30 protein-coding genes are annotated in these 26,967 nt (G+C 73.7%); 16 read left to right on the top strand and 14 right to left on the bottom strand.

The features are described 5' to 3' along the window. The first annotated feature begins 233 nt into the window (after nt 1–233). The 6 genes from AC0AIB_RS00815 to AC0AIB_RS00790 all read left to right on the top strand — a co-directional run bounded on the left by AC0AIB_RS00815 (nt 234) and on the right by AC0AIB_RS00790 (nt 4,783). Nucleotides 234–845, top strand: coding sequence for a winged helix-turn-helix domain-containing protein (locus AC0AIB_RS00815; protein ID WP_328346254.1), 612 nt, complete (start codon nt 234–236; stop codon nt 843–845). 82 nt (nt 846–927) lie between these two features. Further along, nucleotides 928–1,596 (top strand): nucleoside/nucleotide kinase family protein, encoded by a 669-nt coding sequence (locus AC0AIB_RS00810; RefSeq protein WP_328346256.1) that lies wholly within the window; start codon nt 928–930, stop codon nt 1,594–1,596. Between the two features lie 160 nt (nt 1,597–1,756). Further along, nucleotides 1,757–2,155 (top strand): TraR/DksA family transcriptional regulator, encoded by a 399-nt coding sequence (locus AC0AIB_RS00805; RefSeq protein WP_465095804.1) that lies wholly within the window; start codon nt 1,757–1,759, stop codon nt 2,153–2,155. Between the two features lie 460 nt (nt 2,156–2,615). Then, complete coding sequence (locus tag AC0AIB_RS00800) at nt 2,616–3,044, top strand: DUF2267 domain-containing protein (protein WP_328346260.1); 429 nt, start codon at nt 2,616–2,618, stop codon at nt 3,042–3,044. 156 nt (nt 3,045–3,200) lie between these two features. Continuing rightward, on the top strand, nt 3,201–3,506 hold the full coding sequence (locus AC0AIB_RS00795) for a hypothetical protein (protein WP_091239370.1): 306 nt from the start codon (nt 3,201–3,203) through the stop codon (nt 3,504–3,506). 8 nt (nt 3,507–3,514) lie between these two features. Further along, a complete protein-coding gene (locus tag AC0AIB_RS00790; RefSeq protein ID WP_328346265.1) occupies nt 3,515–4,783 on the top strand; it encodes a cupin domain-containing protein in 1,269 nt (422 codons plus the stop codon). Nucleotides 4,784–4,797: 14 nt separating this feature from the next. Here the strand turns inward: AC0AIB_RS00790 and AC0AIB_RS00785 are convergent, their stop codons facing one another. The 5 genes from AC0AIB_RS00785 to AC0AIB_RS00765 all read right to left on the bottom strand — a co-directional run bounded on the left by AC0AIB_RS00785 (nt 4,798) and on the right by AC0AIB_RS00765 (nt 10,072). After that, entirely contained in the window at nt 4,798–5,457 is a 660-nt protein-coding gene (locus AC0AIB_RS00785) for a hypothetical protein (protein WP_328346267.1), read from the bottom strand. Continuing rightward, nucleotides 5,454–8,138, bottom strand: a complete 2,685-nt coding sequence (locus AC0AIB_RS00780) for an FtsK/SpoIIIE domain-containing protein (RefSeq protein WP_465095803.1) — start codon at nt 8,136–8,138, stop codon at nt 5,454–5,456. Before AC0AIB_RS00780 ends, AC0AIB_RS00785 begins: the two co-directional genes overlap by 4 nt. Beyond that, complete coding sequence (locus AC0AIB_RS00775; protein WP_465095802.1) at nt 8,131–9,201, bottom strand: hypothetical protein; 1,071 nt, start codon at nt 9,199–9,201, stop codon at nt 8,131–8,133. Before AC0AIB_RS00775 ends, AC0AIB_RS00780 begins: the two co-directional genes overlap by 8 nt. 9 nt (nt 9,202–9,210) lie before the next feature. Beyond that, nucleotides 9,211–9,471: a hypothetical protein gene (locus AC0AIB_RS00770; RefSeq protein ID WP_067305468.1), complete on the bottom strand. Its 261-nt coding sequence runs from the start codon at nt 9,469–9,471 to the stop codon at nt 9,211–9,213. 223 nt (nt 9,472–9,694) lie between these two features. Continuing rightward, the gene (locus tag AC0AIB_RS00765; protein ID WP_465095801.1) at nt 9,695–10,072 is read right to left on the bottom strand and encodes a hypothetical protein; all 378 of its coding nucleotides are present in this window, start codon (nt 10,070–10,072) and stop codon (nt 9,695–9,697) included. A 121-nt stretch (nt 10,073–10,193) separates the two neighbouring features. Between AC0AIB_RS00765 and AC0AIB_RS00760 the strand changes: the two genes are divergently transcribed. From AC0AIB_RS00760 to AC0AIB_RS00750, 3 genes are read left to right on the top strand one after another with little or no spacing between them, the layout of a single operon-like run. Then, entirely contained in the window at nt 10,194–12,746 is a 2,553-nt protein-coding gene (locus AC0AIB_RS00760) for an ATP-dependent Clp protease ATP-binding subunit (protein ID WP_328346278.1), read from the top strand. Between the two features lie 13 nt (nt 12,747–12,759). Then, nucleotides 12,760–12,924: a hypothetical protein gene (locus tag AC0AIB_RS00755; protein ID WP_328346280.1), complete on the top strand. Its 165-nt coding sequence runs from the start codon at nt 12,760–12,762 to the stop codon at nt 12,922–12,924. Then, on the top strand, nt 12,924–13,274 hold the full coding sequence (locus AC0AIB_RS00750; protein ID WP_328346282.1) for a DUF3140 domain-containing protein: 351 nt from the start codon (nt 12,924–12,926) through the stop codon (nt 13,272–13,274). The genes AC0AIB_RS00755 and AC0AIB_RS00750 overlap by 1 nt, the downstream gene beginning before the upstream one ends. 119 nt (nt 13,275–13,393) lie before the next feature. Here the strand turns inward: AC0AIB_RS00750 and AC0AIB_RS00745 are convergent, their stop codons facing one another. The 3 genes from AC0AIB_RS00745 to AC0AIB_RS00735 all read right to left on the bottom strand — a co-directional run bounded on the left by AC0AIB_RS00745 (nt 13,394) and on the right by AC0AIB_RS00735 (nt 15,354). Continuing rightward, nucleotides 13,394–13,630 carry a hypothetical protein gene (locus AC0AIB_RS00745; protein WP_465095800.1) on the bottom strand — a complete coding sequence of 79 codons (237 nt, stop codon included), beginning with the start codon at nt 13,628–13,630 and terminating at the stop codon, nt 13,394–13,396. A gap of 19 nt (nt 13,631–13,649) precedes the next feature. Further along, complete coding sequence (locus AC0AIB_RS00740; protein WP_328346286.1) at nt 13,650–14,648, bottom strand: LysR family transcriptional regulator; 999 nt, start codon at nt 14,646–14,648, stop codon at nt 13,650–13,652. An 85-nt stretch (nt 14,649–14,733) separates the two neighbouring features. Continuing rightward, nucleotides 14,734–15,354 (bottom strand): hemerythrin domain-containing protein, encoded by a 621-nt coding sequence (locus tag AC0AIB_RS00735; RefSeq protein WP_465095799.1) that lies wholly within the window; start codon nt 15,352–15,354, stop codon nt 14,734–14,736. 216 nt (nt 15,355–15,570) lie between these two features. On the opposite strand from AC0AIB_RS00735, the gene AC0AIB_RS00730 reads away from it, so the two are divergent. Then, nucleotides 15,571–16,899 (top strand): M20/M25/M40 family metallo-hydrolase, encoded by a 1,329-nt coding sequence (locus tag AC0AIB_RS00730; protein WP_465095798.1) that lies wholly within the window; start codon nt 15,571–15,573, stop codon nt 16,897–16,899. Nucleotides 16,900–16,945: 46 nt separating this feature from the next. Beyond that, nucleotides 16,946–17,608: a hypothetical protein gene (locus tag AC0AIB_RS00725; protein WP_328346292.1), complete on the top strand. Its 663-nt coding sequence runs from the start codon at nt 16,946–16,948 to the stop codon at nt 17,606–17,608. 117 nt (nt 17,609–17,725) lie between these two features. On the opposite strand, the gene AC0AIB_RS00720 is transcribed toward AC0AIB_RS00725, so the two are convergent. From AC0AIB_RS00720 to AC0AIB_RS00695, 6 genes are all read right to left on the bottom strand, one after another. Continuing rightward, nucleotides 17,726–17,917: a DUF5703 family protein gene (locus tag AC0AIB_RS00720; protein WP_282341856.1), complete on the bottom strand. Its 192-nt coding sequence runs from the start codon at nt 17,915–17,917 to the stop codon at nt 17,726–17,728. A 117-nt stretch (nt 17,918–18,034) separates the two neighbouring features. Beyond that, on the bottom strand, nt 18,035–18,604 hold the full coding sequence (locus AC0AIB_RS00715; RefSeq protein WP_328346299.1) for a DUF3105 domain-containing protein: 570 nt from the start codon (nt 18,602–18,604) through the stop codon (nt 18,035–18,037). Next, nucleotides 18,601–19,815: a hypothetical protein gene (locus AC0AIB_RS00710; protein WP_328346301.1), complete on the bottom strand. Its 1,215-nt coding sequence runs from the start codon at nt 19,813–19,815 to the stop codon at nt 18,601–18,603. The genes AC0AIB_RS00715 and AC0AIB_RS00710 overlap by 4 nt, the downstream gene beginning before the upstream one ends. Next, complete coding sequence (locus AC0AIB_RS00705) at nt 19,812–20,915, bottom strand: HesA/MoeB/ThiF family protein (RefSeq protein ID WP_465095797.1); 1,104 nt, start codon at nt 20,913–20,915, stop codon at nt 19,812–19,814. The genes AC0AIB_RS00710 and AC0AIB_RS00705 overlap by 4 nt, the downstream gene beginning before the upstream one ends. A gap of 70 nt (nt 20,916–20,985) precedes the next feature. Next, the gene (locus AC0AIB_RS00700) at nt 20,986–21,108 is read right to left on the bottom strand and encodes a hypothetical protein (RefSeq protein WP_281190395.1); all 123 of its coding nucleotides are present in this window, start codon (nt 21,106–21,108) and stop codon (nt 20,986–20,988) included. Nucleotides 21,109–21,549: 441 nt separating this feature from the next. Next, complete coding sequence (locus tag AC0AIB_RS00695) at nt 21,550–22,521, bottom strand: aldo/keto reductase (RefSeq protein WP_328346309.1); 972 nt, start codon at nt 22,519–22,521, stop codon at nt 21,550–21,552. A gap of 246 nt (nt 22,522–22,767) precedes the next feature. On the opposite strand from AC0AIB_RS00695, the gene AC0AIB_RS00690 reads away from it, so the two are divergent. The 5 genes from AC0AIB_RS00690 to AC0AIB_RS00670 all read left to right on the top strand — a co-directional run bounded on the left by AC0AIB_RS00690 (nt 22,768) and on the right by AC0AIB_RS00670 (nt 26,928). Next, complete coding sequence (locus AC0AIB_RS00690) at nt 22,768–23,820, top strand: LLM class F420-dependent oxidoreductase (protein WP_328346311.1); 1,053 nt, start codon at nt 22,768–22,770, stop codon at nt 23,818–23,820. Then, complete coding sequence (locus AC0AIB_RS00685; RefSeq protein WP_328346313.1) at nt 23,817–24,653, top strand: undecaprenyl-diphosphate phosphatase; 837 nt, start codon at nt 23,817–23,819, stop codon at nt 24,651–24,653. Before AC0AIB_RS00690 ends, AC0AIB_RS00685 begins: the two co-directional genes overlap by 4 nt. A gap of 80 nt (nt 24,654–24,733) precedes the next feature. Beyond that, nucleotides 24,734–25,438, top strand: coding sequence for a histidine phosphatase family protein (locus tag AC0AIB_RS00680; protein WP_328346315.1), 705 nt, complete (start codon nt 24,734–24,736; stop codon nt 25,436–25,438). A 102-nt stretch (nt 25,439–25,540) separates the two neighbouring features. Beyond that, nucleotides 25,541–26,116 carry a DUF3090 domain-containing protein gene (locus AC0AIB_RS00675; protein WP_328346317.1) on the top strand — a complete coding sequence of 192 codons (576 nt, stop codon included), beginning with the start codon at nt 25,541–25,543 and terminating at the stop codon, nt 26,114–26,116. Beyond that, nucleotides 26,113–26,928 (top strand): SCO1664 family protein, encoded by an 816-nt coding sequence (locus tag AC0AIB_RS00670; protein WP_328346319.1) that lies wholly within the window; start codon nt 26,113–26,115, stop codon nt 26,926–26,928. Before AC0AIB_RS00675 ends, AC0AIB_RS00670 begins: the two co-directional genes overlap by 4 nt. The last annotated feature ends 39 nt before the right edge of the window (nt 26,929–26,967 follow it).

Here is a 26,967-nt window from a genome sequence, read left to right as displayed (position 1 = left end):
CGCGTCGTGTCGGCCGTGGTGCGACGGGCGGGCACCCCCGTACCGGGGCGGTGCGGCGCTTCTGCTGTAATCATCTGGCTCGTACGCAGAGCGAGGGATCGGCTGCGAACTGTTCGTCAATTGTCACATTCATGCAACGCGGTCGCCCCTTGACCCTCGTCCAGGGGCCGGGAAGCATCGATGCAGCGGCGTCCCGGGCCGTGGGAGATACCCGGACCAGCCCAAGGAGGACCATGTCGGTCAGCCCCGCATCGTCGCGCGCCGGATGGCATACGTCCCAACCCTCGGTCCCCGGTCGACCCCCCGGCGGCCAGCGCCGCCCCGCCACCGCCACCGCCGCCCCCGTGCTCACCGTGACCCTGTCCATCCCGCTGGCCAGCGAGGAGTCGCTCACCCCGCCGGCCCGCCGGCTGTTGGAGGCGGCCCGGGAGATGCTGGAACGTGGGGAGGGCACCGTCGCCACCACAGGTGTCCCCGCCGAACGGCGAGCCGACCAGCCCCCGGCCGGGCGGTCCCCGGGCCGCACCCTCGCGGCCACCATCCCGATGCTGCACATCCTGGCCTCCTCCCGTTCGGTGCTGCGCGACGGCGAGCCGCTGCCGCTGACCCGGCTGGAGTTCGACCTGCTGCTGCACCTGGTGGCCCACCCCCGGCGGGTGTTCACCCGGCTGCAACTACTCAACGCGGTGTGGGGCTACGAGCACGCCGGGGTGCGCACGGTCGACGTGCACGTACGTCGGCTGCGTGGCAAGGTCGGCGTCGACGTCCCGCTGGTGACCACGGTCTACGGGGTGGGCTACCGGCTCGCCGACGACGCCCGGGTCACTGTGGACCGCACCGGCTGAAACCCTCGCCCGAAGGCGCGTTCGACCGCCCGTCGAGCAGGCCGCCCGGGTCGGCTGCCGGCCCGCGGGGCACCATGGTCGGATGCGCGTCCGCCCGATCTCGCCCGACCGGCTCGTCGCCGAGCTGACCGAACGGCTCCTCGCGGTCGGGTCCGTTCCCACCCCCGACGGGTCCGCTCCGCCCGCCCACCTGCGGGTCGCCGTCGACGGCCCACCCGCCGCCGCCCCCGACCGGCTCGCCGACGCGCTGATCGACCCGCTGCGCGCCCGCGGTCGCCCGGCGCTGCACCTGCGCGCCGGGGACTTCCTCCGGCCCGCCTCCGTGCGCTACGAATTCGGCCGGACCAACCCCGACGCCTACTACGAGGGCTGGACGGACGAGGCCGGCCTGCGCCGGGAGGCGCTCGACCCGGCCGGCCCCGGCGGCACCGGGCGGGTGCTCCCCTCGCTCTGGGACGCCGGGGCGGACCGGGCCAGCCGGGCGGCCTACCAGGAGCTGTCGCCGGGCACGGTGTTGTTGGTCAGCGGGGCGTTGCTGCTCGGTGGCGGGCTGCCCTTCGACCTCACCGTGCACCTGGCCCTCTCACCGGCGGCGCTGGCCCGACGCACCGATCCGGCCCACCGGTGGACCCTGCCGGCCTTCGCCCGGTACGCGGACGAGGTCGTCCCGGCGTCCTTCGCCGACGTGGTGGTCCGGGTCGACGACCCGCGCCACCCGGCACTGGTGCAGCGGGACGACACCGACGGCTGAGCCCGGCCGTCCGGTCGGCGTCGAGGCCGGAGAATCCGGCGGTTTGCCGGGCCGCAACTGTGGGTACTCGCCCGGCTCACAGGGCACGGATGATCTCGCCGTGCCGTCCGCGTCCGGGGCATGCCCACCCGCGCGCCAGGCCCAGGAAAGGCAGGCAGCGATGCTCGTCCACGACACCGTCGGCACCGACCGCACCGCGGCGGAGGCCGACCAGATCCGGACTGCCCTGCGGGCCCGCTACGCCGAGCTGTCCGCGGAGTACGAGCAGGCCGTCGCGCAGAGCCAGGTGCTGCGGCTGGTGGAGGTCGGCGACACCGCCGGCGACGACCAGGCCGACAGCGGCACCAAGACCGCCGAGCGCGACACCGCCCAGTCCCTGCTGCGCACCATCCTCGACCGCCGGGCCCAGTTCGAGCACGCCCTGACCCGGTTGGACGAGGGCAGCTACGGTTTCTGCGAGCGCTGCACGGCGCCGATCCCGGTGGAACGGCTGGAGATCTTCCCGGCGGCCACCGCCTGCGTGAGCTGCAAGCAGAACCGGGAGCGGCGGGCCGCCTGAGCGGTGGCCGATCGTCGCCGCCACTTCTTCCCAAGTGGGTGGATCGTGGCCGGGCCGTTCCGGTCCGGTCAGGTCAGGTCAGGTCGCACGGTCCGGTCAGGTCGGACGGTCACCTCTCAAGGGCCGGCCATGTCTCACCCCGTCAGGGTGAGGGCGGCTCATCCTGACGACGCGCAGCATGGGTGGTGCCGGCCGGGTCATCCGGCCGGGACACAGTCTGGCCGTGCACGCGGCCGGGACACATCGGGCACGGAGGTGACCGAGATGGCGGTACGGGTGGTGGCGGATCCACGACGGGGCGCGGTGCTGCACGTCGTCGGTACGGGTGGGGACACCCGTCGACCGGAGCGGACCGGCCGGACAGGCAGTCCGGCCCGACAGGAGCGGGGCCCGTCGGGGCCGCCCCGACGCGCCGAGGACCGGCGATGGACCGGCGATCCGAAGGCCGGGGGGTGACCTGATGGCGGAGCAACTGATGTCGGCATTCGAGTCTTCCGTGGACAAGACCAACCTGATCCTCAAGGACATCGAGCAGGCGTACGGCTGGCCCCGGGCGCGACGTAACCAGTCGTACGCGGCGTTGCGCACGGTGCTGCACCTGCTGCGTGACCGGATGACCGTGCAGGAGTGCGCGGAGTTCGCCGCCCAGTTGCCGGTGCTGGTCCGGGGGATCTACTTCGACGGTTGGCAGCCGGAGAACGTGCCGGTCAAGTTGAACCGGGACGACTTCCTCTACGAGATCCGGCAGGGCTTCCCGTACGACGTCGAGGGCGGCCCGGAACGGGTGGCGCAGGTGGTGCTGGACACCCTGCGTCGGCACGTCACCCAGGGCGAGTGGCAGGACGTGAAGTCCGGCATGCCCCGGGACCTGCAACAACTGATTCCCTGACCCGGGCGGGCGGGACCTCCCGGCCTCAGACCCGACGATCCGTTCCCGCACCTCGGGCGGGCCGGATACGGTGTGGTTAGAGAAGATCGTATGGGGGGTACCACCCGCCTGACAGACCCCGCCCCGCGGCGGGGCGGCACACCCGAGGGAGCACCCATGGCACTGAACGACGACGACATCCAGACCACCAGCGGCGGCGGCCTCGAGGGACCGGCCGACGGTGGCGCGACCCCGGGGCAGCACGACGGTGGTGCCGACGGCGGTGCGGAGGGTCCGGCCGACGGCGGGGCCACGCCCGGTCAGCACGACGGTGGCGCTGACGGCGGTGCGGAGGGTCCGGCCGACGGCGGGGCCACGCCCGGTCAGCACGACGGTGGCGCCGACGGCGGTGCCGAGGGTCCGGCCGACGGCGGCGCGACCCCGGGTCAGCACGACGGTGGCGCCGACGGCAGCGCCCGCTGACCGACACCGTGACGACCATCGACCCGCCGGGCGGCCACCGCCGCCCGGCGGTCCCGTCGGCCCCGACCCGGGCGCTGGCCCGTTGCGTCAGCGTCGAGCCGGCCAAGTTCGCCGCCGCCCACTGGGGCCGCGCGCCGCTGCTGTCGCGGGCCGCCGAGCTGCCCAACGCCGACGGCTTCGTCGACCTACTGAGCCCCGACGACGCCGACGAACTGCTCAGCCGGCGTGGTCTGCGTACCCCGTTCCTGCGGGTGGCGAAGGACGGCCAGCTGGTGCCGACGGCCCGGTTCACCGGCGGCGGCGGGGCGGGCGCGGAGATCGGCGACCAGGTCCGCGACGAGCGCATCCTGGAGCTGTACGCCGGCGGCGCGACCCTGGTGCTCCAGGGGCTGCACCGGCTCTGGCCCGCCCTGATCGACTTCGCCCGTGACCTGGGCACCGCGCTGACGCAACCGTTGCAGGTCAACGCCTACCTCACCCCGCCTGGCAGTCAGGGCTTCGCCACCCACTACGACACCCACGACGTCTTCGTGCTCCAGGTCGACGGTCGCAAGCACTGGCGGATCCACCCGCCGGTGCTCGCCGACCCGCTGGAGAAGCAGCCCTGGGGTGGCCGGGCCGACGAGGTGTCCGCCACCGCCGACGGGCCGCCCGCACTCGACGTGGTCCTCGACCCCGGCGATGCTCTCTACCTGCCGCGTGGCTGGCTGCACAGCGCCCAGGCGCAGGAGTCCCGCTCGCTGCACCTGACCGTCGGCATCCGCGCGCTGACCCGGTACGCCCTGGTCGAGGAGCTGCTGGCGCTGGCCGCCGAGGATCCCCGGCTGCGGGCCGGGTTGCCCTTCGGCACCGACGTCGCCGACCCCGACGCCATCGAGCCGGAGCTGACCGAGACGGTGGAGGCGCTGCGCGACTGGCTGCTCCGGGCCGACCCGGTCGCGGTCGCCGCCCGGCTGCGTGACCGGGTCTGGTCGGCGGCCCGCCCGGCCCCGATCCGCCCGCTCGCCCAGGCCGCCGCGCTCGCCGACCTCACCGCCGACAGCCGGATCGCCTCCCGGGACGGGCTGCGCTGGCAGCTCACCGCCGCCGCCGACCGGGTGGCGCTGCGGTTGGCCGACCGCACCATCACCCTGCCCGCGCAGTGTGCCCCGGCGCTGCGCGCCCTGCTCGGCTCCACCGGCCTGCGGGTGGGCGACCTGCCCGGTCTCGACGACGACACCGACCGGCTGGTGCTGGCCCGCCGCCTGCTGCGCGAGGCGGTCGCCGTCCCGGCCTGAGCGCCCGCGCGCGCTCAGCGGGCCGACACCAGCAGCAGCACCGTGGTAAGAAGCCCGGCGACCAGGACGATCGCCAGCGGGCGGGGACCGAGCAGCGCGTGCCGCCGATCCGCCAGCCGCTTCGCCGGCGCCAGCCCGGCCACCGGGCCGAGCAGCGTCACCACCAGCGCCAGCACCGGCATTCCCACCGCCAGGTCGCCGCCGTGCCGCTGGCCGACCGCGCGGGCGGCGGCCCCGAGGGCGTACGCGACGACTGCCCCGGCCACCCCGCAGAGGGCGAGCAGCGGGTTCACCGACCCCGGCAGCTCACCGCGCTGACCGGTGCGGTCCAGCAGCTCGCGTACCCCGTGCAGCAGCGGCACCGGGTCGCCTGTGACGTCCCGGGCCGGTCCCGGCGGGTCACCGAGTCGGCGGGTGCCGAGCCGGGAACGCAGCTCGGCCCAGAGGTGACCCACCTCGGCGTCGACCCGTTCCAGCAGCGACCGGGCGTCGGTCACCTCCTGCTCGGCGTCGTGGAGCTGGGCGACGGCCTGGTGCACGGCCCGTTCGGCGGCGGTGCACTGCTGGTCGTGCCAGGCCTGCGCCTCGGCCCGCTGGGCGGCCACCCGACCGGTCAGCTCGGCGAGCCGGCGGACGTGGGCGGCGTAGGTGTCACTGGCGACCGGTTCGTTCATCGGGACGGACCATAGGGGATGATCACCTGTCCGGTGCGGTGCACCGCCCGGTCGAAGAAGAGCCCGCGCCACGGACGCGGGTACCAGTCCGGCCCGCCGGAGCCCGGGTAGAGCGCCGAGCCCAGCTCGCCGCCCTGCACGTCCAGGGCCACCCAGGCGCCGATCTGGTCGGTCCGGGCCGCCGGCCCACCAAGGTCCGCCCGCATCCGGGCCACCCCGCGCCACCAGGCCAACACGTGGGTACGCCGTTCCGGCCCGTCGTGCAGGATCCGGCGCAGCCGGTCCAGGCCGGTCGATCCGGGCGAGCCGGTCGCCAACGCCCCGGCCGCCGCGTCGACGGCGAACAACAGCAGGTAGTGCGGGGTGCTCGGGGTGCCCGGTCGGGTCAGCGTGGTCGCCGTCTCGGCCATCAGCTCGGCGACGGTCTCCTCGTCGTACCAGGCGGCGTCGTCGGCGAGGTCCTCGTAGAGGGCGCGGGCCGCCGGGTCGGCGTCCGGGTCGAGGCAGGCGATGGAGAACCGGGCGCTGCCGGGGCGGTGCTGCCGGGCCAGCGAGCGGGCGGCGGCGTCGAGCACCGCGCACGCCTCGTCGACCCGGGTGCCGAGGACCGCGAGGTTGCGGCCGGGCGCCCGGGGCAACCGCAGCGCCGCCGACCGGGACTGCACGTCGATGATCTCCCCGAGGACGGCGACCGGGCCGCGCGGCCCGAGGTCGTTCTGCGGTGGGGTGAGGGCCCGGAAGTCGGGGGCCTCGGCGAGGCGGGGGATGGCGTCACCGTCGAAGAGCCGGGCCGGGGCGGCGTCGGCCGGGCGCATCCGCCACAGCCGGTGCTGCAGATCGCTCCAGGTCTCCCAGTCGCTGGCCGACGGGATCCTGGCCACCTGGTTGCCCTCGGTCATGCCCGACTCGGCGTTGACCACCGCGTGGTGCCGGGGCAGCGCCTGCGCGGCGTCGTTGCGCTCGGCGAGGATGCGCAGCGCCTTGGGCAGCGCGATCCGCAGGGTGAACTGGGCGACCAGGGCGGGCCGTCCCCACAGCGCCTCGATGCCCCGGACGTCCTGCGAGGCGAGCACCAGGTGGATGCCCTGCGAGCGGCCCCGCCGGGCCAGGTCCTCCAGCAGGTCGGCGGCCTCCCGGGCCACCACGTCCCGGCCGGCGAGCAGCGCCTGGAACTCGTCGACCACCGCGACGATCCGGGGCCAGTGCCCGGTCGGGTCCACCGCCCGCAGCTCGGCCAGCTTGGTCACCTCGTGCTTCTTGGCCGCGTCGGCCCGGCGGCGCAGCTCCTCGGCGAGGAACCGCAGCAGGGCCAGGCCGAACTCCCGGTCGGTGTTCACGTTGATCCCGACCAACCGCATGTGCGGCAGCCAGCTCGGGTCGCGGCGGCCCTGCGCGAACCGGGCGAAGGACACGCCCTCCTTGAAGTCGAGCAGATAGAACTCCAGCTCGGCGGGGGAGTAGCGGGCGGCCAGCGCACCGATCCAGGCGAAGATGAGGTTGGTCTTGCCGGTGCCGGACGGTCCGCCGATCAGCGCGTGCGGAGGATAGTCGCCGAGGGTCAGCAGCACCGGACGGCCGTGCGGTCCCTCGCCGATGGGCGCGGTCAGCCCGTGCGCCGAGTCGTCCTTCCACATCTGCTCCGGCGGGGGGAGCAGGTCGGTGAAGGGCGTCGGCGGCGGGCCGGCGTTGACCCGGGCGGCGACCTCCCGGCAGGTCTCGGTGACCAGGGTGGCCGGTGGGGGCGGGTCGAGGCGTACGGGTGGGCCGGGTGGTGCGCCGATGCGGGCCTCGCCCGGCCCGGTGCGGATCCGGGTGAGGCTCGGGTCGTCGGGCAGGTCGATGCCGCGTACCACCAGGTGCACCCCGCAGGCCGCGCCGGTGCGGACCACCCGGTCGAGCTGGCCGCGCTCGTGTCGGGACAGCTCGTCCCCGCCGAGCAGCACCGCCACCCGCCACGGTTCGGGTCGCCGGCCGGTCGCCACGGCCAGGGCGCGCAGCGAGCCGTACTCGCCGGCCAGCACCGTCTCGTTGATCCGGCGGATCTGCTCCACCAGGTCGTCGAGGAGCCGGGCCAGGCCACCCGGCCCGACGAAGGTGAGCAGCCCGGCGGTGCCGAGCGGAGCGAAGCCGGCCAGCCCGCCGCCGAGATGTTCGGGGTCGTAGCCGTAGAGCCGTACCGCGCCCGGGTCGGCCCGGCCGACGCCGCGCAGCAGCAGCGCCGACACCACCGCGTCGGCGCCCTCCCGGTCGTCACCGTGCAGCTGCACGTGACCGGCGTCGAGCAGGGGCACCAGCGCCGGGACCGGTTCCGCGCCGGGGATCCGTAGGGCGCCGACGCGCAGCGGCCCGGGGCTCTCGCCCCGTCCGGCCGGGGTGACCTGCCACCCCGACCAGGGCGCGGAGGCCGCGCCGGGGGCCTCCCGACGGGCGGCCTCGGTCGCCCGGTGGGCCAGTTCGGCGAGCCGCGCGGCATGTCGCCTGTCGATGTCGGCCAGCCGTCGGTCGCGTTCGGCGCCCACCCGCTCGGGCACCGTCGCGGCGGCCCGCCGGACCCGGGTCAGCCGGTCCCGGGCGGCGGTCAGCTCCGACTCGGCCGTGGCGAGCCGGCCACGGGTGACGCCGAGCGCCTCGGAGAGCATCCCCCGCACCCGCGCCGCCAACTGGGTACGCAGGTCAGCCATGGGGCCTACCGTCCGACCACGGACCCGTCCGGCGGGCAGCGGTGGGCTCGGCCCGGGGCGGTGGGCTCGGCTCGGGGCGGCGGCGCGGGGCCGGTTCGGGCCGACGCGGTGGGCGTGAGTCGGTGTGATGCTCGGCGGGCGGCCGTGGCGGGGACCGGTCGGGTTCCGGTGCCGGCTCCGGCGTCGGCTGTCGCTGCGGGTCGCGTTCCTCGCGGGGCAGGTCCCGGCCCAGCCGGTCCAACAGCACGCCGGTCAGCACGCCCGCGGTGACGGCGGGATCGGCGGCGTGGGGCTGCTCGCCCCCGCCCTCGTCCCGGCGCGGCGGGGGCATCCGGCAGACCCGGGTGAGCAGGGTCTCCAGCACCGGCGGCGGCAGGCCGGGCAGCAGGTCGCGGACCCGGCCGTCCAGTTCCCGGCGCAGCCGGGGCAGGTCGTCGGCGCGGGGCGGATGCCCGAGCAGTTCCCCGGCGAGGTCCCGCAGCAGCGGCGGGGCGATCGCGGCCAGACCGAGGCCGACGTCGGCGTGCGCGGCCCGCAGCTCCCGGTGCAACCGGTCCCGGTCGCCGGAACGGATGCCGGTGACCACCCGACGCAGCAGTTCCCGGGAGTCGGCGACCCGTTCGTCCGGCTGCTCCGGTGAACCCTCCCGGCCGCCGGTCAACTCGGCCACCCGCACCGCCCACCAGCGCTTGACCGTGGGGTCCTCCTCGGTGGCCGGTGGCGGGGCGGCCGGTGGTGGGTCGGCGTCGCCGCGTGGCCCGTCGTGCCGGGGGGCGGGGCCGGTGGCCCGGGGCGGGGGCGGGCCGTCGGGGGCCAGCCCGATCGCGGCCAGATAGCCGGTGAGCTGTTCCTGGGCGACCCGCAGGGCATGCCCGGCCGATTCGGCGTGCTCGGTGGCGGCGGCGAGCTCCGGCACCCCCATCGGGTTTGCCGATTCCTGGCGTACCCAGCGCAGCCGCTCGGTGGCCTGGCCGAACTTCTCAAGCGCCAGGGCGAGCTGGGCGAGGGGAAACTCCTCGGCGGCGGCCCGTACCTGCGCTCCGACGTCCTCGACGATGGACACGACGACCCGCTACAGCGACGACACGTAGAGCTGCGCCTGTTCCACCGCGACGAGCGTCGCGGCGAGACATTCCTCCAGCTCCTGGCCGGCCTGGGTGAGCGACGCCTGGGCCGCCTCGACGGTCTCGTGCCCGCTGCCCTCCAACGCCCCGGCGAGGGTCTGCTGCGCCTCGGAGAGCTTCTCCCCGGCGGCCTGCACGGCTGTCTGCCCGTCACCGATCTGTTGAAGGGCGATGTCGATCGCGGCCTTCAGTTCGGCGACGCTCGCCACGGTGACCTCCTGGGGGCGGGGAGATCTCCATTACAACGTATACCGCCGGGGGAGAGAACATCCGCCCTGGCAGTGTTGCCGCCCGGTTGTCCGGTTACCGCCCTGACGTGCGCGAAGTCGCCGGACTGGTCTCGCCGGAAAGACGCCTGGTCCCGTCGACGGGACTTCCGGCGGGCCCGCCGGAGCCTGATCCCGGCCGGGCCGGGGAGCCGACCGCCCGCGGTCAGGAGGGCAGCCAGCGGGGGCCGTACACCTCGGCGCCCAGTTCGCCCACCCGCCCGCGCAGCTCCCGGTCGGCCGTCACCACCAGCCGACGCCGGTCCGGCGCGTCGCGTACCAGGTCGACGATGGTGTCGTCGCCCGAGCCGGGTGCGGCGACGGTGCGTACCCCGGCGACTCCCGGCACGTCCCGGGCCGCGCCCTCCACCACCAGCACCACCTCGACGGGCGCGGGCAACTCCGGGGGTACGCCGACGGCGGCCACCGGGACCAGCCGGTCCCGTAGCCGGGCCGCCGCGCCGGCCCGGTCGTGCCACCAGCCGTCCGGTCGGGAACCGACCACGTTGGCACCGTCGACGATCAGCAGCGGGTGGATGTCCATGCCCCCACCCTGCCACCTCAGGGCGTTTGTCGGGGCGACCGTCGGGTAGCCACCGGCGATCGTGTCGCGCCTGCGTGTCGCCCTCGGCGACCCTGCCGGGCCCAAGGAGCGGAGGACAGCCATGATGGGACCCGGTGACTTCGGCTCCGACCCGTGGGACGAGTTCCTGGCCCGGTACTTCGGCCGGGGCGAGGGCGGACGCCGCCCGGCGCACCGGGTCGACATCACCCGGCTGATGACCGCCGACGCCCGGGAGATGCTGGCCGACGCCGCCCGCCGGGCCGCCCAGAAGCACAGCACCGACCTGGACACCGACCACCTGCTCTGGGCGGCGTTGCAGCGTGACCCGCTGCGGGACCTGGTCCGCCGGGCCGGTGCCGACCCGGACGCCCTGGTCAACGCGCTCGGCGGACGCGGCGACGGCGCCCCGCGCGGCGAGGTGCCGCCGAACCTGTCGCTCACCCCGGCGGCCAAGCGGGCGTTACTCGACGCCCACCAGTTGTCCCGGGCGATGGGGGCGAACTACATCGGACCCGAGCACATCCTGATGGCCCTGCCGCTCAACCCCGAGTCGCCGGCCGGCCGGATGCTCGCCGCCGGCCGGATCCAGCCCGAGTCGCTCCAGGCGGCCGGGGCCGAACGTGGCCCGATGGCCGGCCCGAAACCCGACCGGGGCACCCCCACCCTCGACCAGTACGGCCAGGACCTCACCGATCTGGCGGCCAACGACCAGATCGACCCGGTGATCGGCCGCGCCGACCAGATCGAGCAGGCGGTCGAGATCCTGTCCCGGCGGACCAAGAACAACCCGGTGCTCATCGGTGAGGCCGGCGTCGGCAAGACCGCCATCGTGGAGGGTCTGGCCGAACGGATCTGCGACGGTGACGTGCCGCAGACCCTGCTCGGCAAGCGGGTCGTCCAGCTCGACCTGGCCGGCCTGGTCGCCGGCACCCGCTACCGGGGCGACTTCGAGGAACGCCTCAAGAAGGTGATCGACGAGATCCGGGCCCACCGGGACGAGCTGATCATCTTTCTGGACGAGATCCACACCCTGGTCGGCGCGGGCGGCGCGGGCAGTGAGGGTGGCATGGACGCGTCCAACATGCTCAAGCCGGCGCTGGCCCGTGGCGAACTGCGGGTGATCGGGGCGACCACGTTGGACGAGTACCGGCGCAGCATCGAGAAGGACGCCGCCCTGGCCCGCCGGTTCCAGCCGGTGCTGGTGCCCGAGCCCGACGTCGAGGACACCGTGGCCATCCTGCGCGGGCTGCGGGACCGGTACGAGGCACACCACCAGGTCCGGTTCACCGACGAGGCGCTCGTCGCCGCCGCCGAACTCTCCGACCGGTACGTCACCGACCGGTTCCTGCCGGACAAGGCGATCGACCTGATCGACCAGTCCGGTGCCCGGGTACGGCTGCGGACCCGGACCCCCGCCTCGGACGTCCGGGAGCTGGAACAGCAACTGGAGGACGTCCGCCGGGACAAGGAACAGGCGGTCGCCGACGAACAGTACGAGAAGGCGTCCGCGCTGCGTGACCGGCTCGCCGAAGTGGAGGCGCAGATCGGCCGGGCCCGGGGCGACGGCGGGGACAGCCAGGTCCCCTCGGTCGGCACGAAGGAGATCGCCGAGGTGGTCTCCCGGTCCACCGGCATCCCGATCAGCCAGCTCACCGAGGAGGAGCGGGACCGGCTGCTGCGGCTGGAGGGGCACCTGCACCAGAAGGTGATCGGCCAGGACGACGCGGTCGCCGCCATCGCCGAGGCGGTCCGCCGGTCCCGCACCGGGCTGGCCGACCCGAACCGGCCGATGGGCAGCTTCCTCTTCCTCGGCCCGACCGGTGTCGGCAAGACCGAGCTGGCCCGCGCGCTGGCCGAGGCGCTCTTCGGCGAGGTGGACCGGATGGTCCGGGTCGACATGAGCGAGTTCCAGGAGCGGCACACCGTGGCCCGGCTGGTCGGTGCGCCCCCCGGTTACGTCGGCTACGAGGAGGCCGGCCAGCTCACCGAGGCGGTCCGTCGCCGCCCGTACGCGGTGGTGCTGCTCGACGAGATCGAGAAGGCCCACCCGGACGTGTTCAACATCCTGCTCCAGGTGCTCGACGACGGCCGGCTCACCGACAGCCAGGGCCGGACTGTCAACTTCAGGAACACCGTACTGATCATGACGAGCAACCTGGGCTCGGAGCTGATCACCGGCGCTCAGCGTACCGTCGGGTTCGGCGTCGGCGCGCAGGGCGACCAGCAGGAGGCCGACGAGCTGCGGGAGCGGTTGATGCGCCGGCTCCAGGAGAACTTCCGCCCGGAGTTCCTCAACCGGATCGACGAGACGATCATCTTCCAGCGGCTGGAGGCCGAGCAGCTGCGCCAGATCACCGGCCTGCTGCTGGAGGAGACCCGCCGCCGGCTGCACGCCCAGGACATCCAGGTCGACTTCGCCCCGGCCGGCACCGACTGGCTGGCCGAGCACGGCTACCAACCGGAGTTCGGGGCCCGCCCGCTGCGCCGGGTGATCCAGCGGGAGGTCGACAACCGGCTCTCCCGGATGCTGCTGGAGAACCGGCTCTCACCGGGGCAGAAGGTCACCGTCGACGCGCGGGACGGACACCTCACCTTCGACGTGTCCGCCGGCGACCGCGACCACACCGCCGCCAGCACCTCGCATCCCCGATGACCGGAGGGCGGAGATGACCGAACCCGAGGAGACCGGGGACGACGCCGAGCGGACCGCACCGATCCCGGCGCCTCCGACGGCGAACCCGGGCCGGGTCCAGGTGCCACCGGAGGGCCTGGACCAGTGGACCGACGACGGGGACCCGGCACCGCCCGGGCCACCGGAAGAGGAGGCGTGATGGCACGCGAACAGCGACTCGACCCCGAGGTCGAGGTGCTCTGGGAGGACTTCCACGCCGAGGTGAACGTCCCCTCCGAGCAGCTGCGGCAGTGGCTGCTGACCCGGGGGTCGGGGGAGGAGGCGTTCGGCCCCGGCCCGGACCTCGACCTGCCCGAGCCCGGCCGGCAGATCCTGGCCGTCCTGCGCAAGCGCAAGGTCGACCTCACCCCGGCCGACGTCGAGGTGATGCGGGCCGCGGTCGACCGGATCCGGGCCCTGGTGGAGGAGAAACCCGGCGCCGGCAACGCCGACGACGAGTGGCGGCACGCCCTGCTCGACCTGGGCCACGACGTCCTCGTCGAACGCTGACCCGGACCGTCGCTCGCTGATCCGGTTCGGATGCTGGCCCGGTTCGGATGCTGGTCAGCCATGGCGGGGGCACCCGGGACGGTGTCCCGGGTGCCCGGTGTGCCCGGTCGTCGGTGGGGCTACCCGGACCCGAGGCTGGGCAGGTGCAGGCCGGCGGCATCGGCGGCGTCCTGCCGGTCGGCGCGGGTCTGCTCCTCCCGGGTGAGCAGCGTCGCGTACTCGGTGATGTCGGCCGGGTCGGGCACCTCGGGCAGGCGACGCAGGAACGTCTCGACGTCCCGGGCGGCGGCGGTGTGCGCGGCGGCCGCCCGGCGCAGCAGTTCCCGCTGGTCGGCGGCCGGATAGAGATCGGTCATGCAGGGCTGATACCCGTCGTCACGCCGTTCGCACCCGCCCGGCCGGTCGGGACGCACCGGTGTCCCGGGCCCCGAACTCGGGATGCCGCAGCAACCAGGCCAGGTATTCGGGGTGCGCGGCAAGCGAACCGGTGTACGCGGCCACCGCGTCCTCCAGCACCGCCTCGGCGACCCGGTCCGCCGGGGACTCGGGGTGCCAGCCGAGCAGCAGCCGCCACCGCAGCGGGGTGCCGGCCAGCCGGCGGGTCACCAGGCCGGCGACCGGGCGGAAGGTGGCCTGGCACAACGCCACCGCCTCGCCGGCGTCGACCAGATCCATGCAGCCGCGGACGTCGGTCTCGTACACCTTGCGGGGGGTGAACCCGGCGCGGGCGCACGCGGCGGCGAAGCAGTCGCCGAAGCAGCCGTCGCCGGGCGCGGCCACCCACTGCTCGTGCCGCAGCTCGGCCAGGCCGACCTCGTCGTGGTCGGCCATCGGGTGACCGGCAGGCAACAGCACCAGCACCGGGTCGACCGCCACCTCCCGCCAGGACAGGCCGAACTCCGCCGGCGGGGTGGCGTCGCCGCAGATGCCGGTCAGTGCGAAGTCGAGCCGGCCACCGGCGACCAGGGCGCCCAGCTCGTCGGCGGACCACGACGCGTAGGTGGTGATCTGCGCGTGTGGCTGCTCGGCGGCGAGCCGGTGCACCAGCCGGCCCAGGATCGGGCTGTTCACCCCGCCGAAGCGGTACCGGCCCAGGGCGTCCTCGGCCCCGGCCAGCCGGGCCGCCTCGTCCTGCAGACCCTTCATCGCCGGCAGCAGGACCCGGGCCCGGGACAGCACCAACTCACCCAGGGCGGTCGGCCGGGCTCCCCGACGATCCCGTTCGAACAGCGGACCGCCCAGCGTCCGCTCGATGCGCTGAAGCTGGGCGGTCAGGGCCGGCTGGGCCAGGCCGAGGGTGGACGCGGCCTTCGTCACGCTGCCCGTCTCGGCGATCGCGCAGACCACCCGCAGGTGACGCAGCTCCAGATTCATATGGTGACGGTATGGCCACACGTCGATAGACGGAAGGCCCTGGACGCAACCGGGCCGACAGACCTGACGGATCGGGGCCGATCGATCACCGTCCGGATCGGCGGGTGAGGTCGCTCAGTTGGGTACGGCGTCCGGTCACCGCGTCCCGCAGCTTGTCCACCACTCCGACGGCCGGTTCGACGATCCGGTTCCACGGCGGGGTGGCCGGGGTGCCCGGGTGCGGTCGGGTCGGGGCCGCCTCCTCGGCGATCTCCCACCGGTTGCCCAGTCGGATCAGCTCCGCGTCGGTGGCCACCTCGCGCAGCGGGGTGATCAGGTCGGCGACAGTGCTGACGTGCCGGCGGATCCGGGCCGCGACGTCGGCAAGCGTCGGATCGTCCGGGCCGCCGAGGGCCTTCAACGCGGTGAGCAGCGCCGCGTCCGCCTCCAACTCCCGGTCCACCCGGTCGGCGGCGGCGGGCAGCGCGGCGCGGGCGGCGGGCAGCAGGTACTGCTCCTCGGCCGACAGGTGCCGCGACACCATCGCGGTGAGCACGTGGAGCACCTCCCGCCGCCGCGCGACCGGCAGGCTCGGGTCGGTGACCTGGTCGACCAGGTCGAGCAGGTGCCGGTGTTCGGTGTCGGCGAGGTCGGCCATGCTCCGCCCGCCGGGACGGTAGGCGTCGTTGGCGGCCGGCGGCAGCGGGGGCAGGGGAACGGCGGACATGACGCCCTCCTCGACGGGGGCCGGCGCGGGTCGCCGGCCGGGTGCGACGGGCGGAACGGGGACGCCAGCGGCACTACCCGTACCCGATGGTCGGCAAACCCGGGACGGCCGTGGCGGGCGGTCCCGGCCGGGGTCGACGGCAGGTCGGCCGGGTGGTCAGCAGTGGGGACCGGCCGGGCCGTCGGCAGCGGGGCCGGTGACTGGTAGAAAGAGGCGATGACGAGCGACGCCGCCTCCGCCCCGCCCGACCCCACCGCCGAGGTCGTCGACCTCTGCCGTGACCTGCTGCGCATCGACACCACCAACACCGGTGACAACGCCACCAGCGCGGGTGAACGCCGGGCCGCCGAGTACGTCGCGGAGAAACTCGCCGAGGTCGGCGTGGCCGCCGAGATCCACGAGTCGGCGCCGGGCCGGGCCAACGTGGTCGCCCGTATCCCCGGTGTGGACCCGGGGCGCGACGCCCTGCTGGTGCACGGTCACCTGGACGTGGTGCCCGCCGACGCCGACGAGTGGTCGGTGCACCCGTTCTCCGGGGAGATCCGCGACGGCTACCTGTGGGGCCGGGGCGCGATCGACATGAAGGACTTCGACGCGATGGTGCTGGCGGTGGTGCGGCACTGGCAGCGCACCGGCGTCCGCCCACCCCGGGACATCGTGCTGGCCTACACCGCCGACGAGGAGGCGGGCAGCGACTACGGCGCGCACTTCCTCGTCCAACGCCACCGGGGCCTCTTCGACGGCTGCACCGAGGCGATCGGCGAGGTCGGCGGCTTCTCCTACTCGATCAGCGACGCCCAGCGGCTCTATCTGATCGAGACCGCCGAGAAGGGCCTGGACTGGCTGCGGCTGCACGCCAAGGGTCGCCCCGGGCACGGCTCGTTCATCCACGACGACAACGCGGTCACCGCGCTGGCCGAGGCGGTCGCCCGGATCGGCCGGCACCGCTTCCCGATCACCGTCACCCCGACCGTACGGGCCTTCCTGGCGGAGCTCTCCGACGTGCTCGGCGTCGAGCTGGACCCGGACGACCCGGAGACCGCGATCGCCAAGCTCGGCCCGATCGCCAACATCATCGGCGCGACCATCCGCAGCACCGCCAACCCGACCCGGCTGGCCGCCGGTTACAAGGACAACGTCATCCCCGGCCGCGCCACCGCCACCATCGACTGCCGCAGCCTGCCCGGCCAGTCGGAGATGCTGGAGCGGCAACTGCGCGAGCTGGTCGGCCCGGACATCGAGATCGAGTACATCCAGCGCCAGCCGGCCCTGGAGACCACCTTCGACGGCGACCTGGTCGAGGCGATGTCGGCGGCGCTGCGGGCCGAGGACCCGGGGGCCCGTCCGGTGCCCTACATGCTCTCCGGCGGCACCGACGCCAAGGCCTTCGCCCAGCTCGGCATCCGCTGCTTCGGCTTCGCCCCGCTGCGGCTGCCGGCGGACCTCAACTTCTCGGCGTTGTTCCACGGCATCGACGAGCGGGTACCGGTGGACGGACTACAGTTCGGCGTGCGGGTGCTCGACCGGTTCCTCCGCAACTGCTGAGCAGTACCGGTGCCGCACCCACCCCATTTGTCGAAGGGACCTCCTCATGACCGACCAGCACGGTGAGCTGGACGCCGCCCTGGAGCGCGTGATCGACGCGGCCCGCGCCCACCTGACGGCCGTCCGTGCCGCCCAGGGGCGGATCGACGACGACGACGTGTGGCAGGCGTACGTGGCGTTGAACAACGCCTCCTTCGCCTACGACGAGCAGCTGCTCGACGCGTTCGGCGAGGTCACCCCCTGGGACGTCGAGTCGATCGACCCGGACGAGGCGGACGAACGGTTCGGCGGTGCCGCCGAGGGCGCCGAGGCCACCGACCCGCACCCCCAGGTGATCTCGGTGCGGCAGCGCCGCGACTACCGGGTGCCCAGCGTCTCGGCGCTGCTGCGGGTCGCCGAGGTGGCCCGTCGGGAGGGTACGCCGGAGGGGGACGAGCCGGCGCCGGTCGAGGGGGTCGGCGAGGCGGTGCTGGAGCTGTTGCAGAGCGGCGACGGTTCGCTGAGCGCCCTGGACGTGCCGGAGCTGGAGCCGCTGGACGGCGTGGTGATGGTCAGCGAGGTCGGCACCCCTGTCGACCTGGAGTCGTTCGACGACGACGATCCGGTGGGCCCGTTCACCCCGGCCGCCGACGACCGGCTGGTGGGTCGGCTCGACGAGCACCCGTTCCTCGACGAGGACGAGCACGACCACGCCGGGCACCAGCACTAGCCGGGGCGCAGGCCCGCCCGGGGTCCGGCGTGTCCGGCCCCGGGCGCAGGCCGACGCCCGGCGACCGTTGCCCGCGCAGGTCGGGTGCGGATCGGCCGGTGACCGGCGCCGGGGCGGTCAGTAGGACAGGCCCGGTTGGGGTTGGTTGACCCGACGGCGACGCAGCATCACCTTGCGGGTGCCGTCCCGGAAGAGCTGCACCCGGGCCAACTCCCAGCCGGAGAACTCCGCCTGGATCGCCAGCTGCGCCGCGGCGGTCAACCGGTCGACGTTCGGCGGCAACCGCAACGGCGCGTATTCGTAGTCCATGACACCTATGCTGCCCAGCCCGGCGGCCCCGCGCCACCCTTTGCCCGGTGCGCCGCGCCACCGCCGGCGTCGTGCCGCGTGGTGGCCCGGGATCGGGCGGTCGCCCGGTCCCGTCGGTCAGCCCGACACACAGTCGGTCGCCCCGTGCTGCCAGGAATGGTCGTAACGGCCGGCGATCCGCTCGATGAACTCCTCGACCGCCCGCTCGTCGAGGGTGTCCAGGCGGCCCAGCCGCTGCCAGCCGGTCAACCCGATGCCGTGCCCCAGCGGTGGGTAGGGGGCCACCACCACGTCGCGGGGATGGCGGCGGCCGAGCCGTTCCAGCTTCTCGACGTCGCCGGGCGGGACGTCCGGGGCGTACTGCACCAGCACGTGGCCGTGTTCCAGGGCGTGCACCTGGAGTTCCTCCGGCACCGCGTCCCGGTAGATGCCCGGCACGACCACCCGGGGCGAGTGCGGCCCCGATGTCGGCGGCAGCGTCCGGTACGGCTCGTGCGGTGCCCCCTCGTACGCGATGTGCCGGTCGCCCTCGAACGGTTGGGCCGTGCCGGGCAGCCGGTCGCAGGGCAGCGCGGTGTCCCCGCCGACCAGGCCGACCAGCACCCCCACCCCGAGGCTGGACATGGTCGCCACACTGAGCACGGTGACCACCACGCTGACCACAGGGCCGAGCCATCTGCGGTTCACGTGGCCAACCTTCCCGCGCGGTAACGATTACGTACGACCACCCCGAGCGGAAGCAGGACGTTGAGCGACGCGAAAGCGGCCAACGCAATTCCTTCCCACCAGTAGGCGCTGCCGAACGGTGCGCCTATCAGCACCCCGGCGGCCCAGCCGAGTGTCACTTTCGCCCCCGGTAGCAGAAAATGGATGGCGAACCAGACCATCCAGATGACTCCGGCCACATACAACAATCGGTACCAGCGGGACACCCGCAGATCCCGGGCGTGCGCGTCCCGCAGGACGTTCCGTTCGGCGGGGGTCAGCCGGCGAACCCATTTCTTGAGGCTGAGCCGGGTCACCTCGTGCAGGTTGCGGCAGCCGGTCGCCGTCGCCATCACCAGGTACATGTCGGTACGCAGGTAGGCCAGGGTCTGGAAGGCCAACTTGACGGCCTGGCTGAAGACCACCATGGCGAGGAACCGGACCATTCCCGGCGGCAGCTCCAGCCAGCCCCGCGACCAGGCGAAGCGCGGGGCGACCGCGGCGAACAGCAGTATCCCGTCGATGGCCATGCCGGCGAGGAACGGGCCGTAGCGGCGTTCCGGCGGCAACGCCCACAGCCCGGTCAGGTCCGTCTCCAGGACCGGGAAGATCCCCCGGCGTTCCAGCCGCAGCTGCGACCGGACGCCGACGGCCGCGCCGGCGAAGGCGTGCCACGCCTCGTGCACCACAGTGAGCAGGGCCACCGTGACGTTGGTGATCAGGAGGCTGAGCACCACGTCGGGAAAGATGAAGGTGTCCTCGTAGGTGGGCAGCAGCGACGGCTCGGCGGCGAACATCGCCAGGGTGGCCAGCAGCGCGCCGACGTAGATCGTCCAGGCCACCCGGCCGAACAGCGGCCGGACCAGCCGGGCCGGGATGCGGGACACCGACCAGGGGCGGGCCTGCGCAGGCGGCGGGCCGTCGTCGGCCTGCGCCCTGATGATGCCCGCCTCGACCAGCACCTCGACGAAGTCCAGCGCGTCCACCGGCTCACCGGTCTCGCGCTCCACCTCGTCGGCGGCCTCGGCGACGGTCCGACCGGCCGCGAACAGTGCCACCAGCCGCGCCCCCACCTCGGGCACCACCACGAAGTTTCCGCTGGCCAGGTCACCGACGACGTACTCGTCGTCCTCCTCCTGGCGGACCACCAGGTGCGCCACCGGCGGTCGGCTGTCCAACCCGAGCGCGGTCACCGTTCCTCCTGCAACCAGCCGCAGGTGTCGCACTTCGTGCCGGGCCGGGGATTGACCACGTAGTGGTAGGTCAGGTCGGTCAGGCTCAGGTGGAACATCCGGCCCCGGGTGGTGGTCGGGATGCCGGCGAGGTGGTGGACGGCGTCGAGGGCGGCCAGGTGCCCGGTGAGGTTGGCGGTGGGGGCGATCACCGCGTGCCCGGTGAAGGCGAACAGCTCCTCCGGCTCGGCACCGTGCTCCTCGCGCAGCCGGTCGGTGACGCTCGGCAGGCACGCCTCGCAGCAGGTCTGACCGGGCACGAAGAGACCGATCACCGCCATCGGGCCGGCGTACTGGGCGAGCATCCAGGGCGTTCCGGTGGCCAGGGCGGCCCGGTTGGTCCACTCCCGGATGGCGTGCCGGGGCTGGTCGGCACAGAGCACCAGCAGGTCCCGGTCGCGCATCAACGCCGCCACGTCCTGCGTCGAGTCGACCCGCGCCTCCTCGCCGGTCACCGTGACGTGGGAGTTCATCCGGCGCAGCCGGGCCACCGCGGTCGCCACCTTGGCGGTGCCGATGTCGTCCTCGGTATAGAGCAGTTGCCGGGTCAGGTTGCCCGGCTCGACCACGTCGAAGTCGACGCAGTGCACCGTGCCCACCCCGGCGGCCACCAGGGAGGCGGCCACCGCCGTACCGGAGCCGCCGAGCCCCAGCACCACCACCCGGCCCGCCTTCAGCCGGGCCTGCACCTCGTAGCGGGAGGTGCGCGGGGTGAGATCCACCCAGGCGTGGTACGTGAACGCCCGGTCGTACCGGTCGATCTCCTCGGGGCTCAGCTCGGGCGGGGGCGGCGCGGCGGCGTCCTCCACGTACCCGGCGTCGATGATCGTCTCCAGCGCGTCGGTCGCCTCGTCGGCAGTCATCCCCGGGTGCCCGGCGCGCAGCGCCGCCACGATCTCGGCCCGGGTCCGGGTGCCGTCCATCAGCCCGAGCAGCGTCCAGAGGCTGCCGTCCTCGTCGTCGATCTCCGCGCCGATCCCCACCTGTCGGCCACCGATGTTGATCAGTGTCGGGTGCAGGCGTACCGGCTTGTGGATGCCCTTGATCCGGGGCCGCAGCATCGGGCGATGACCTCCTGGAGGATGGCCGGCCGGGGCGCGGCACGCCGCGCCCCGGCCGAAACGGGGTGGGTCAGCCGCAGACGTCGTTGCGGCAGCCCGGGTCGGTGATGATGGCGACGGTGGTCTCGAGCCGCTCGAGCTTGCGCACGACGACCTTGGCGGGCTTGCGCTTGACGTCGGTCTTACGGTCCACGGGTCCTCCAGCGAAATGGGAGAAACGACGCGGCGGGGGTCGCTCACGCCGCAATCATTAGAGCATCGTCATTGGTTCGCCACAATGTTTGCCGGGATCCGATCGGATTACCCGCGACGGCGGGAATCCCTTTTCGGACAGGACCACCGGAAACTGGACGGAGAAAGCTGGGCCAAAAGCGCGCCAGGGGAGTCGAAGCCGCCTATTCGGACGGAACATCCAAGGGCGGGTGGATCGAATTATGGGGGTGTGACAGTTGGTAAAGGATGATCGGCGAAATTGACGCGCTCCGGTGCGCTTTTGGGGCGTTCCGCCACCTTGTGTGAAGGGCAGTCGCGGGCACCGCCACCCGGCAACCGGGCGTGGGCGGGCGGCGCGGATCGACGCACCTGCCAGCGCCTGCGTCACGACGGCGTCCGTGCGGGCGGGGGGAGGAGCGGGTCAGCCTTCGCGTTCGGGGTAGCCGGCCGGGACCGCGGACACGTCGTCCAGCGCGGTGGTGATCTCCTCCGGTAGGACCATCCGTTCCACCTGCAACGCGCCGAGCAGTTGGCCGACCGTGCGGGCGCCCAGGATCGGCGCCGTCACCCCCGGCCGGTCCCGGATCCAGGCCAGCGCCACCTCCAGCGGCGACACGCCCAACCCGCCGGCGGCGATGCTCACCGCCTCCACGATGCTGGAGCAGCGCGGCTCCAGGTAGGTGGCGACGAACGGCTCGAAGTGCGCCGACGCGGCCCGGGAGTCGGCCGGGCGGCCGTTGCGGTACTTGCCGGTCAGCACCCCCCGCCCCAGGGGCGACCAGGGCAGCACGCCCAGGCCCAGCGCGGCGCAGGCCGGCAGCACCTCCCGTTCGACCCCCCGCTCCAGCAGCGAGTACTCCATCTGGGTGGCGACCACCGGGGCCCGCCCCGGCCAGGCCGCCTGCCAGGCGGCGGCGCGGGCGGTCTGCCAGCCGGAGAAGTTCGACACCCCGACGTACCGGACCCGACCCGACGCGACCGCGTGGTCCAGCGCGGCGAGGGTCTCGTCCAGTGGGGTCTCCGGGTCGTAGCCGTGCACCTGCCACAGGTCCACGTGGTCGGTGCCGAGCCGGCGCAGCGAGCCGTCCAGGGTACGCAGCAGATGCCCCCGCGAACCGTCCCGTCGCCGGCCGCTGCCCGGACGCAGGCCCGCCTTGGTGGCGATCAGCACGTCCTCGCGGGGGACCAGGGTGCCCAGCAACGACCCGAGCACCGACTCGGCGTCCCCGTCGGCGAACACGTCGGCGGTGTCGACCAGGTTTCCGCCCGCGTCGAGGAAACTCTTCAACTGGGCCGCCGCGTCGTCGGCGTCGGTGTCCCGGCCCCAGGTCATGGTGCCGAGCGCGAGCCGGGAAACCGCCAGCCCGCTTCGGCCGAGCGGTCGTTGCTGCATGGGTGAACCTTATTTCGAACCCGCCGCAACCGATATCCTCGCTCCCGGCATCTCTGCCTGTCGGGTCGCCGATCCGACCGTCACCACCGCCCCGGGTCGCTCGTTGGGCACTCCACGCGCCGATCCGGTCGCTCGTCGTCCACCCGCGCAGCCCGCCCAGTGTCCGGGGCCCGGTGGCCGGTGGGCGGCGGGGCCGACGGCATTGCGTAACCTGATGCGACCTGTGGTGCGGGATGGGGAGGATCAGTGCGACTCGGGCTCAGCCTCGGATATCAGACGGCGTGGAGTACGCCGGCGGACCACCTGGCGCTTGCCCAGGAAGCGGACCGCCTCGGTTACTCGGTGGTGTGGGCGGCGGAGGCGTACGGCTCGGACTCCCCGAGCATGCTCGCCTGGATGGCGGGCCAGACGCAGCGGATCGACCTGGGTAGCGCGGTGATGCAGATCCCCGCCCGTACCCCGGCGATGACCGCGATGACCGCGGCGACCATCGACGCGCTCTCCGGTGGCCGGTTCCGGCTCGGCCTCGGCGTCTCCGGCCCGCAGGTCTCCGAGGGCTGGCACGGCGTCCGGTTCGCCAAACCGCTCGCCCGCACCCGCGAGTACGTCGACATCGTGCGGTTGGCGGTGGCCCGCAAGGAGGTCGCCTACGACGGCGAGCACTACACCCTGCCGTTGCCCGACGGCCCCGGCAAGGCGCTGCGGTTGGGCTTCCATCCGCCGCGCGCGCACATCCCGCTCTACCTGGCCGCGGTCGGCCCGAAGAACCTGGAGCTGGCCGGCGAGATCGCCGACGGCTGGCTGGCCGTCTTCTACGCCCCGGAGTTCGCCGAGGAGCAGCTCGCCTCGGTGCGGGCCGGTCGGGCCAGGGCGGGCAAAGAACTGGCCGGTTTCGACGTGGTGCCGTCGGTGCCGGTGGTGGTCGGCGACGACGTGGCCTCCTGCGCCGAGCTGGTCCGCTGGTACGCCGCCCTGTACGTCGGCGGCATGGGCAGCCGGCAGCAGAACTTCTACAACCAGTTGGCCACCCGGATGGGCTACGGCGACGCCGCCCGCCAGGTGCAGGACCTCTACCTGGCCCGCCAGCAGCGCGACGCGGCGGCGGCGGTGCCGATGGAGTTCATCGACCGGACCTCGCTGCTCGGCCCGAAGGAACGCATCGCCGAGCGGATGCGGGAGTACGCGGCAGCCGGGGTGACCACCCTGTCGGTCACCCTGTTCGTGGCCGACCGGGACAGCGGCGTGCAGACCCTGCGCACCGTCGCCGAGGCCCTCGACCTCTCGGGAGTCGGCGAGTGACCTGGGTCGAGGCCATCGTCCTGGGCATCGTCCAGGGGCTCACCGAGTTTCTTCCGGTCAGTTCGTCGGGGCATCTGCGGATCACCTCGGCGATCTTCTTCGACCGGGACGCGGGCGCGTCGTTCACCGCGGTCACCCAGTTGGGCACCGAGGCGGCCGTCCTCATCTACTTCGCCAAGGACATCTGGCGGATCACCCGTACCTGGCTGGTCGGCATCAGGGACTCCTCGGTGCGCTCCAGCCTCGACTACCGGATGGGCTGGTACGTGATCGTCGGCTCGATCCCGATCGGGCTGCTCGGTTTCCTGTTCAAGGACCAGATCCGCACCGCCGGACGCAACCTGTGGGTGGTCTCCACCACGCTCATCGTCTTCGCCTTCGTGCTGGCCTTCGCCGAGTACTGGGGTCGGCAGACCCGTACCCTGGCGAACTTCCGGATGCGTGACGGTGTGGTGATGGGCTTCGCCCAGGCGATGGCGCTGGTCCCCGGGGTGTCCCGCTCCGGCGGCACGCTCACCGCGGGGCTGCTGCTCAACCTCACCCGGGAGGCCGCCGCCCGGTACTCGTTCCTGCTGGCCATCCCGGCGGTGGTGATGTCCGGCATCTTCAGCGTCGGGGACGTCTTCGAGCCGGCCGCGCCGGGCACCTCGGTGCCCTCGGTGGCGCAGATGGTGGTGGCCACCATCATCGCCTTCGGGGTCGGCTACGCGGCCATCGCCTGGCTGCTGCGGTACGTGGCACACCACACCCTGTACGTCTTCGTGCTCTACCGGGTGGCGCTCGGCACCTTGGTGCTGGCGTTGCTGCTCACCGGCACGATCAGCGCCACCTGACCCGACGCCGACCGATGGCCCCCGACGCCACCACAGGTGTCGGGGGCCGTCGCCGCCCCGGCTGCGCCTAGGGTGGGGGCGTGGCGACCCTTCTGCTTCTGCGACACGGCCGGACGACCGCGAACGCCGACGGCGGACTGGCCGGCCGGCAACCGGTCGAGCTGGACGACACCGGCCGGGCCCAGGCGGGCGCGGTCGGCCAGCGGCTGCGCGGCCTGCCGCTGGCGGCGGTGGTGACCAGCCCGCTGATCCGCTGCCGGCAGACCCTAGAGCTGGCGCTGCCGCAGGCCGAGCCGGTGGTCGAGGAGGGGCTGATCGAGTGCGGCTACGGCTCCTGGGAGGGGCAGTCGCTGAAGAAGCTGGCCAAGGAGCCGCTCTGGCCGGTGGTGCAGCAGCATCCCAGCGCCGCGGTCTTCCCCGACGGCGAGTCGATGGCGCAGATGTCGGCCCGCGCGGTCGCCGCGGTGCGTGCCTGGGACGCCCGGATCACCGCCACGCACGGGCCGGAGGCGGTCTGGCTGGCGTGCAGCCACGGCGATGTGATCAAAGCCATCGTGGCCGATGCCCTGGGGGTGCATCTCGACCTGTTCCAACGCATCGTGGCCGATCCGGCCTCGGTCACCGCGATCCGCTACACCCCGCTGCGGCCGTTCCTGGTCCGGCTCAACGACACCGGTGGTGACCTGGCCGCTCTGGTGCCCCCGCCGGCCAAGCGGCGGCGTCGTGCCACCCGGCCGGTCGACTCCGACGCGGCCGTCGGCGGGGGTGGGGGAAGCGCCGGGTGAGCCGGGCCGCCCGCCGCCGCGCGGGCCGGGCGGTTTCGCCCTCGGCTGATTCGGCGTCGGTGCCTTGCGCGACGGTTCCACGCTCCGGATAGGGTCGTGGGTATGACCCACCAGGTGCACGCCTTCGAGCCGCCGGAGCGGTTCGTCGCCGGGACGGTCGGGGCGCCCGGGGAGCGCGCGTTCTTCCTCCAGGCCCGCGGCGGCGGCCGGCTGGTCAGCGTCGCGCTGGAGAAGGTGCAGGTGTCCCTGCTCGCCGAGAAGCTGGAAGAGCTGCTCTCCGAGGCGCAGCGCAGGTTCGGTGTCGAGCTGCCCGAGGCGCCCGCAGCCGTCGGCGACAACGACCCGTTGGACAACCCGGTCGACGAGGAGTTCCGGGTCGGCACCCTCGGGCTCGCCTTCGACGTGGACTCCGTCACCGTGGTGATCGAGGCGATCGCCGCCGGCGAGGCGGAGGCCGAGGTCGAGCTGGACGACGACGACGACGAGGACGACGACGACGAGGAGCCGGACGAGGATCTCGACCGGTTGCGGGTGCGGTTGACGCCGGAGGCGACCCGCGAGTTCATCGAGCGGGCCCGTCGGGTGGTCAACGCCGGCCGCCCGCCCTGCCCCCTCTGCGGTCAGCCGCTCGACCCGGCCGGGCACCTCTGCCCCCGGCACAACGGCTACCACCGGTGACCTCGTCGGAGGTGCAGCGCCAGGACGCCAGCGCCGCGCTCCGGCTGCTGTGCGACGGTGAACTGGTGTTGGAGGGTCGGCTGGTCGACGCCTCCAACACCACTGTCCGCGCGATGCTGACCCTGGACGGCCGGACGGCCCGGTGCGTCTACAAGCCGGTGCGCGGTGAGCGCCCGCTCTGGGACTTCCCCGACGGCACCCTCGCCGGCCGGGAGGTCTCCGCCTACCTGGTCTCCCGGGCCACCGGCTGGGACCTGGTCCCGCCGACGGTGCTGCGGGACGGGCCGCTCGGGCCGGGGTCGTGCCAGCTCTGGATCGACGAGCCGGACGACGCCGAACCGCTCGTCGGGTTCGTGCCGGCAGAGGCGGTGCCGCCACGGTGGTTCCCGGTCGCCGCCGCCCGGGACGACGACGGTGCCGCGTACGCCCTGGCACACGCGGACGATCCCCGGTTGGCCCGGCTGGCGGTGCTGGACGCGGTGCTCAACAACGCCGACCGCAAGGGCGGTCACGTGCTTGTCGGCGCGGACGACCGGGTCTACGGGGTGGATCACGGGGTCTGCTTCCACGTCGAGGAGAAGCTGCGGACCGTGCTCTGGGGCTGGGCCGGTCGGGAGCTCCCCGCGGACGCGGTGCAGGTGCTCGACGCCCTCGCCGGGCAGCTCGCCGGTGAGCTGGGCGAGGAGCTGGGCGCGCACCTGACCCTCGGCGAGATCGCCGAACTGTGCGCCCGGGTGGAGCGGCTCAGGACAGCAGGCCGTTATCCGTTGCCGCCGCAGGAGTGGCCGGCGATGCCGTGGCCGCCCATCTGAGTCGCTGTCACGTTGATCACTCGGGCGCTCCCTCCGGGT

The organism is Micromonospora sp. DSM 43699, from assembly GCF_055517075.1.
This window is presented reverse-complemented; position numbering and strand designations above follow the sequence as displayed.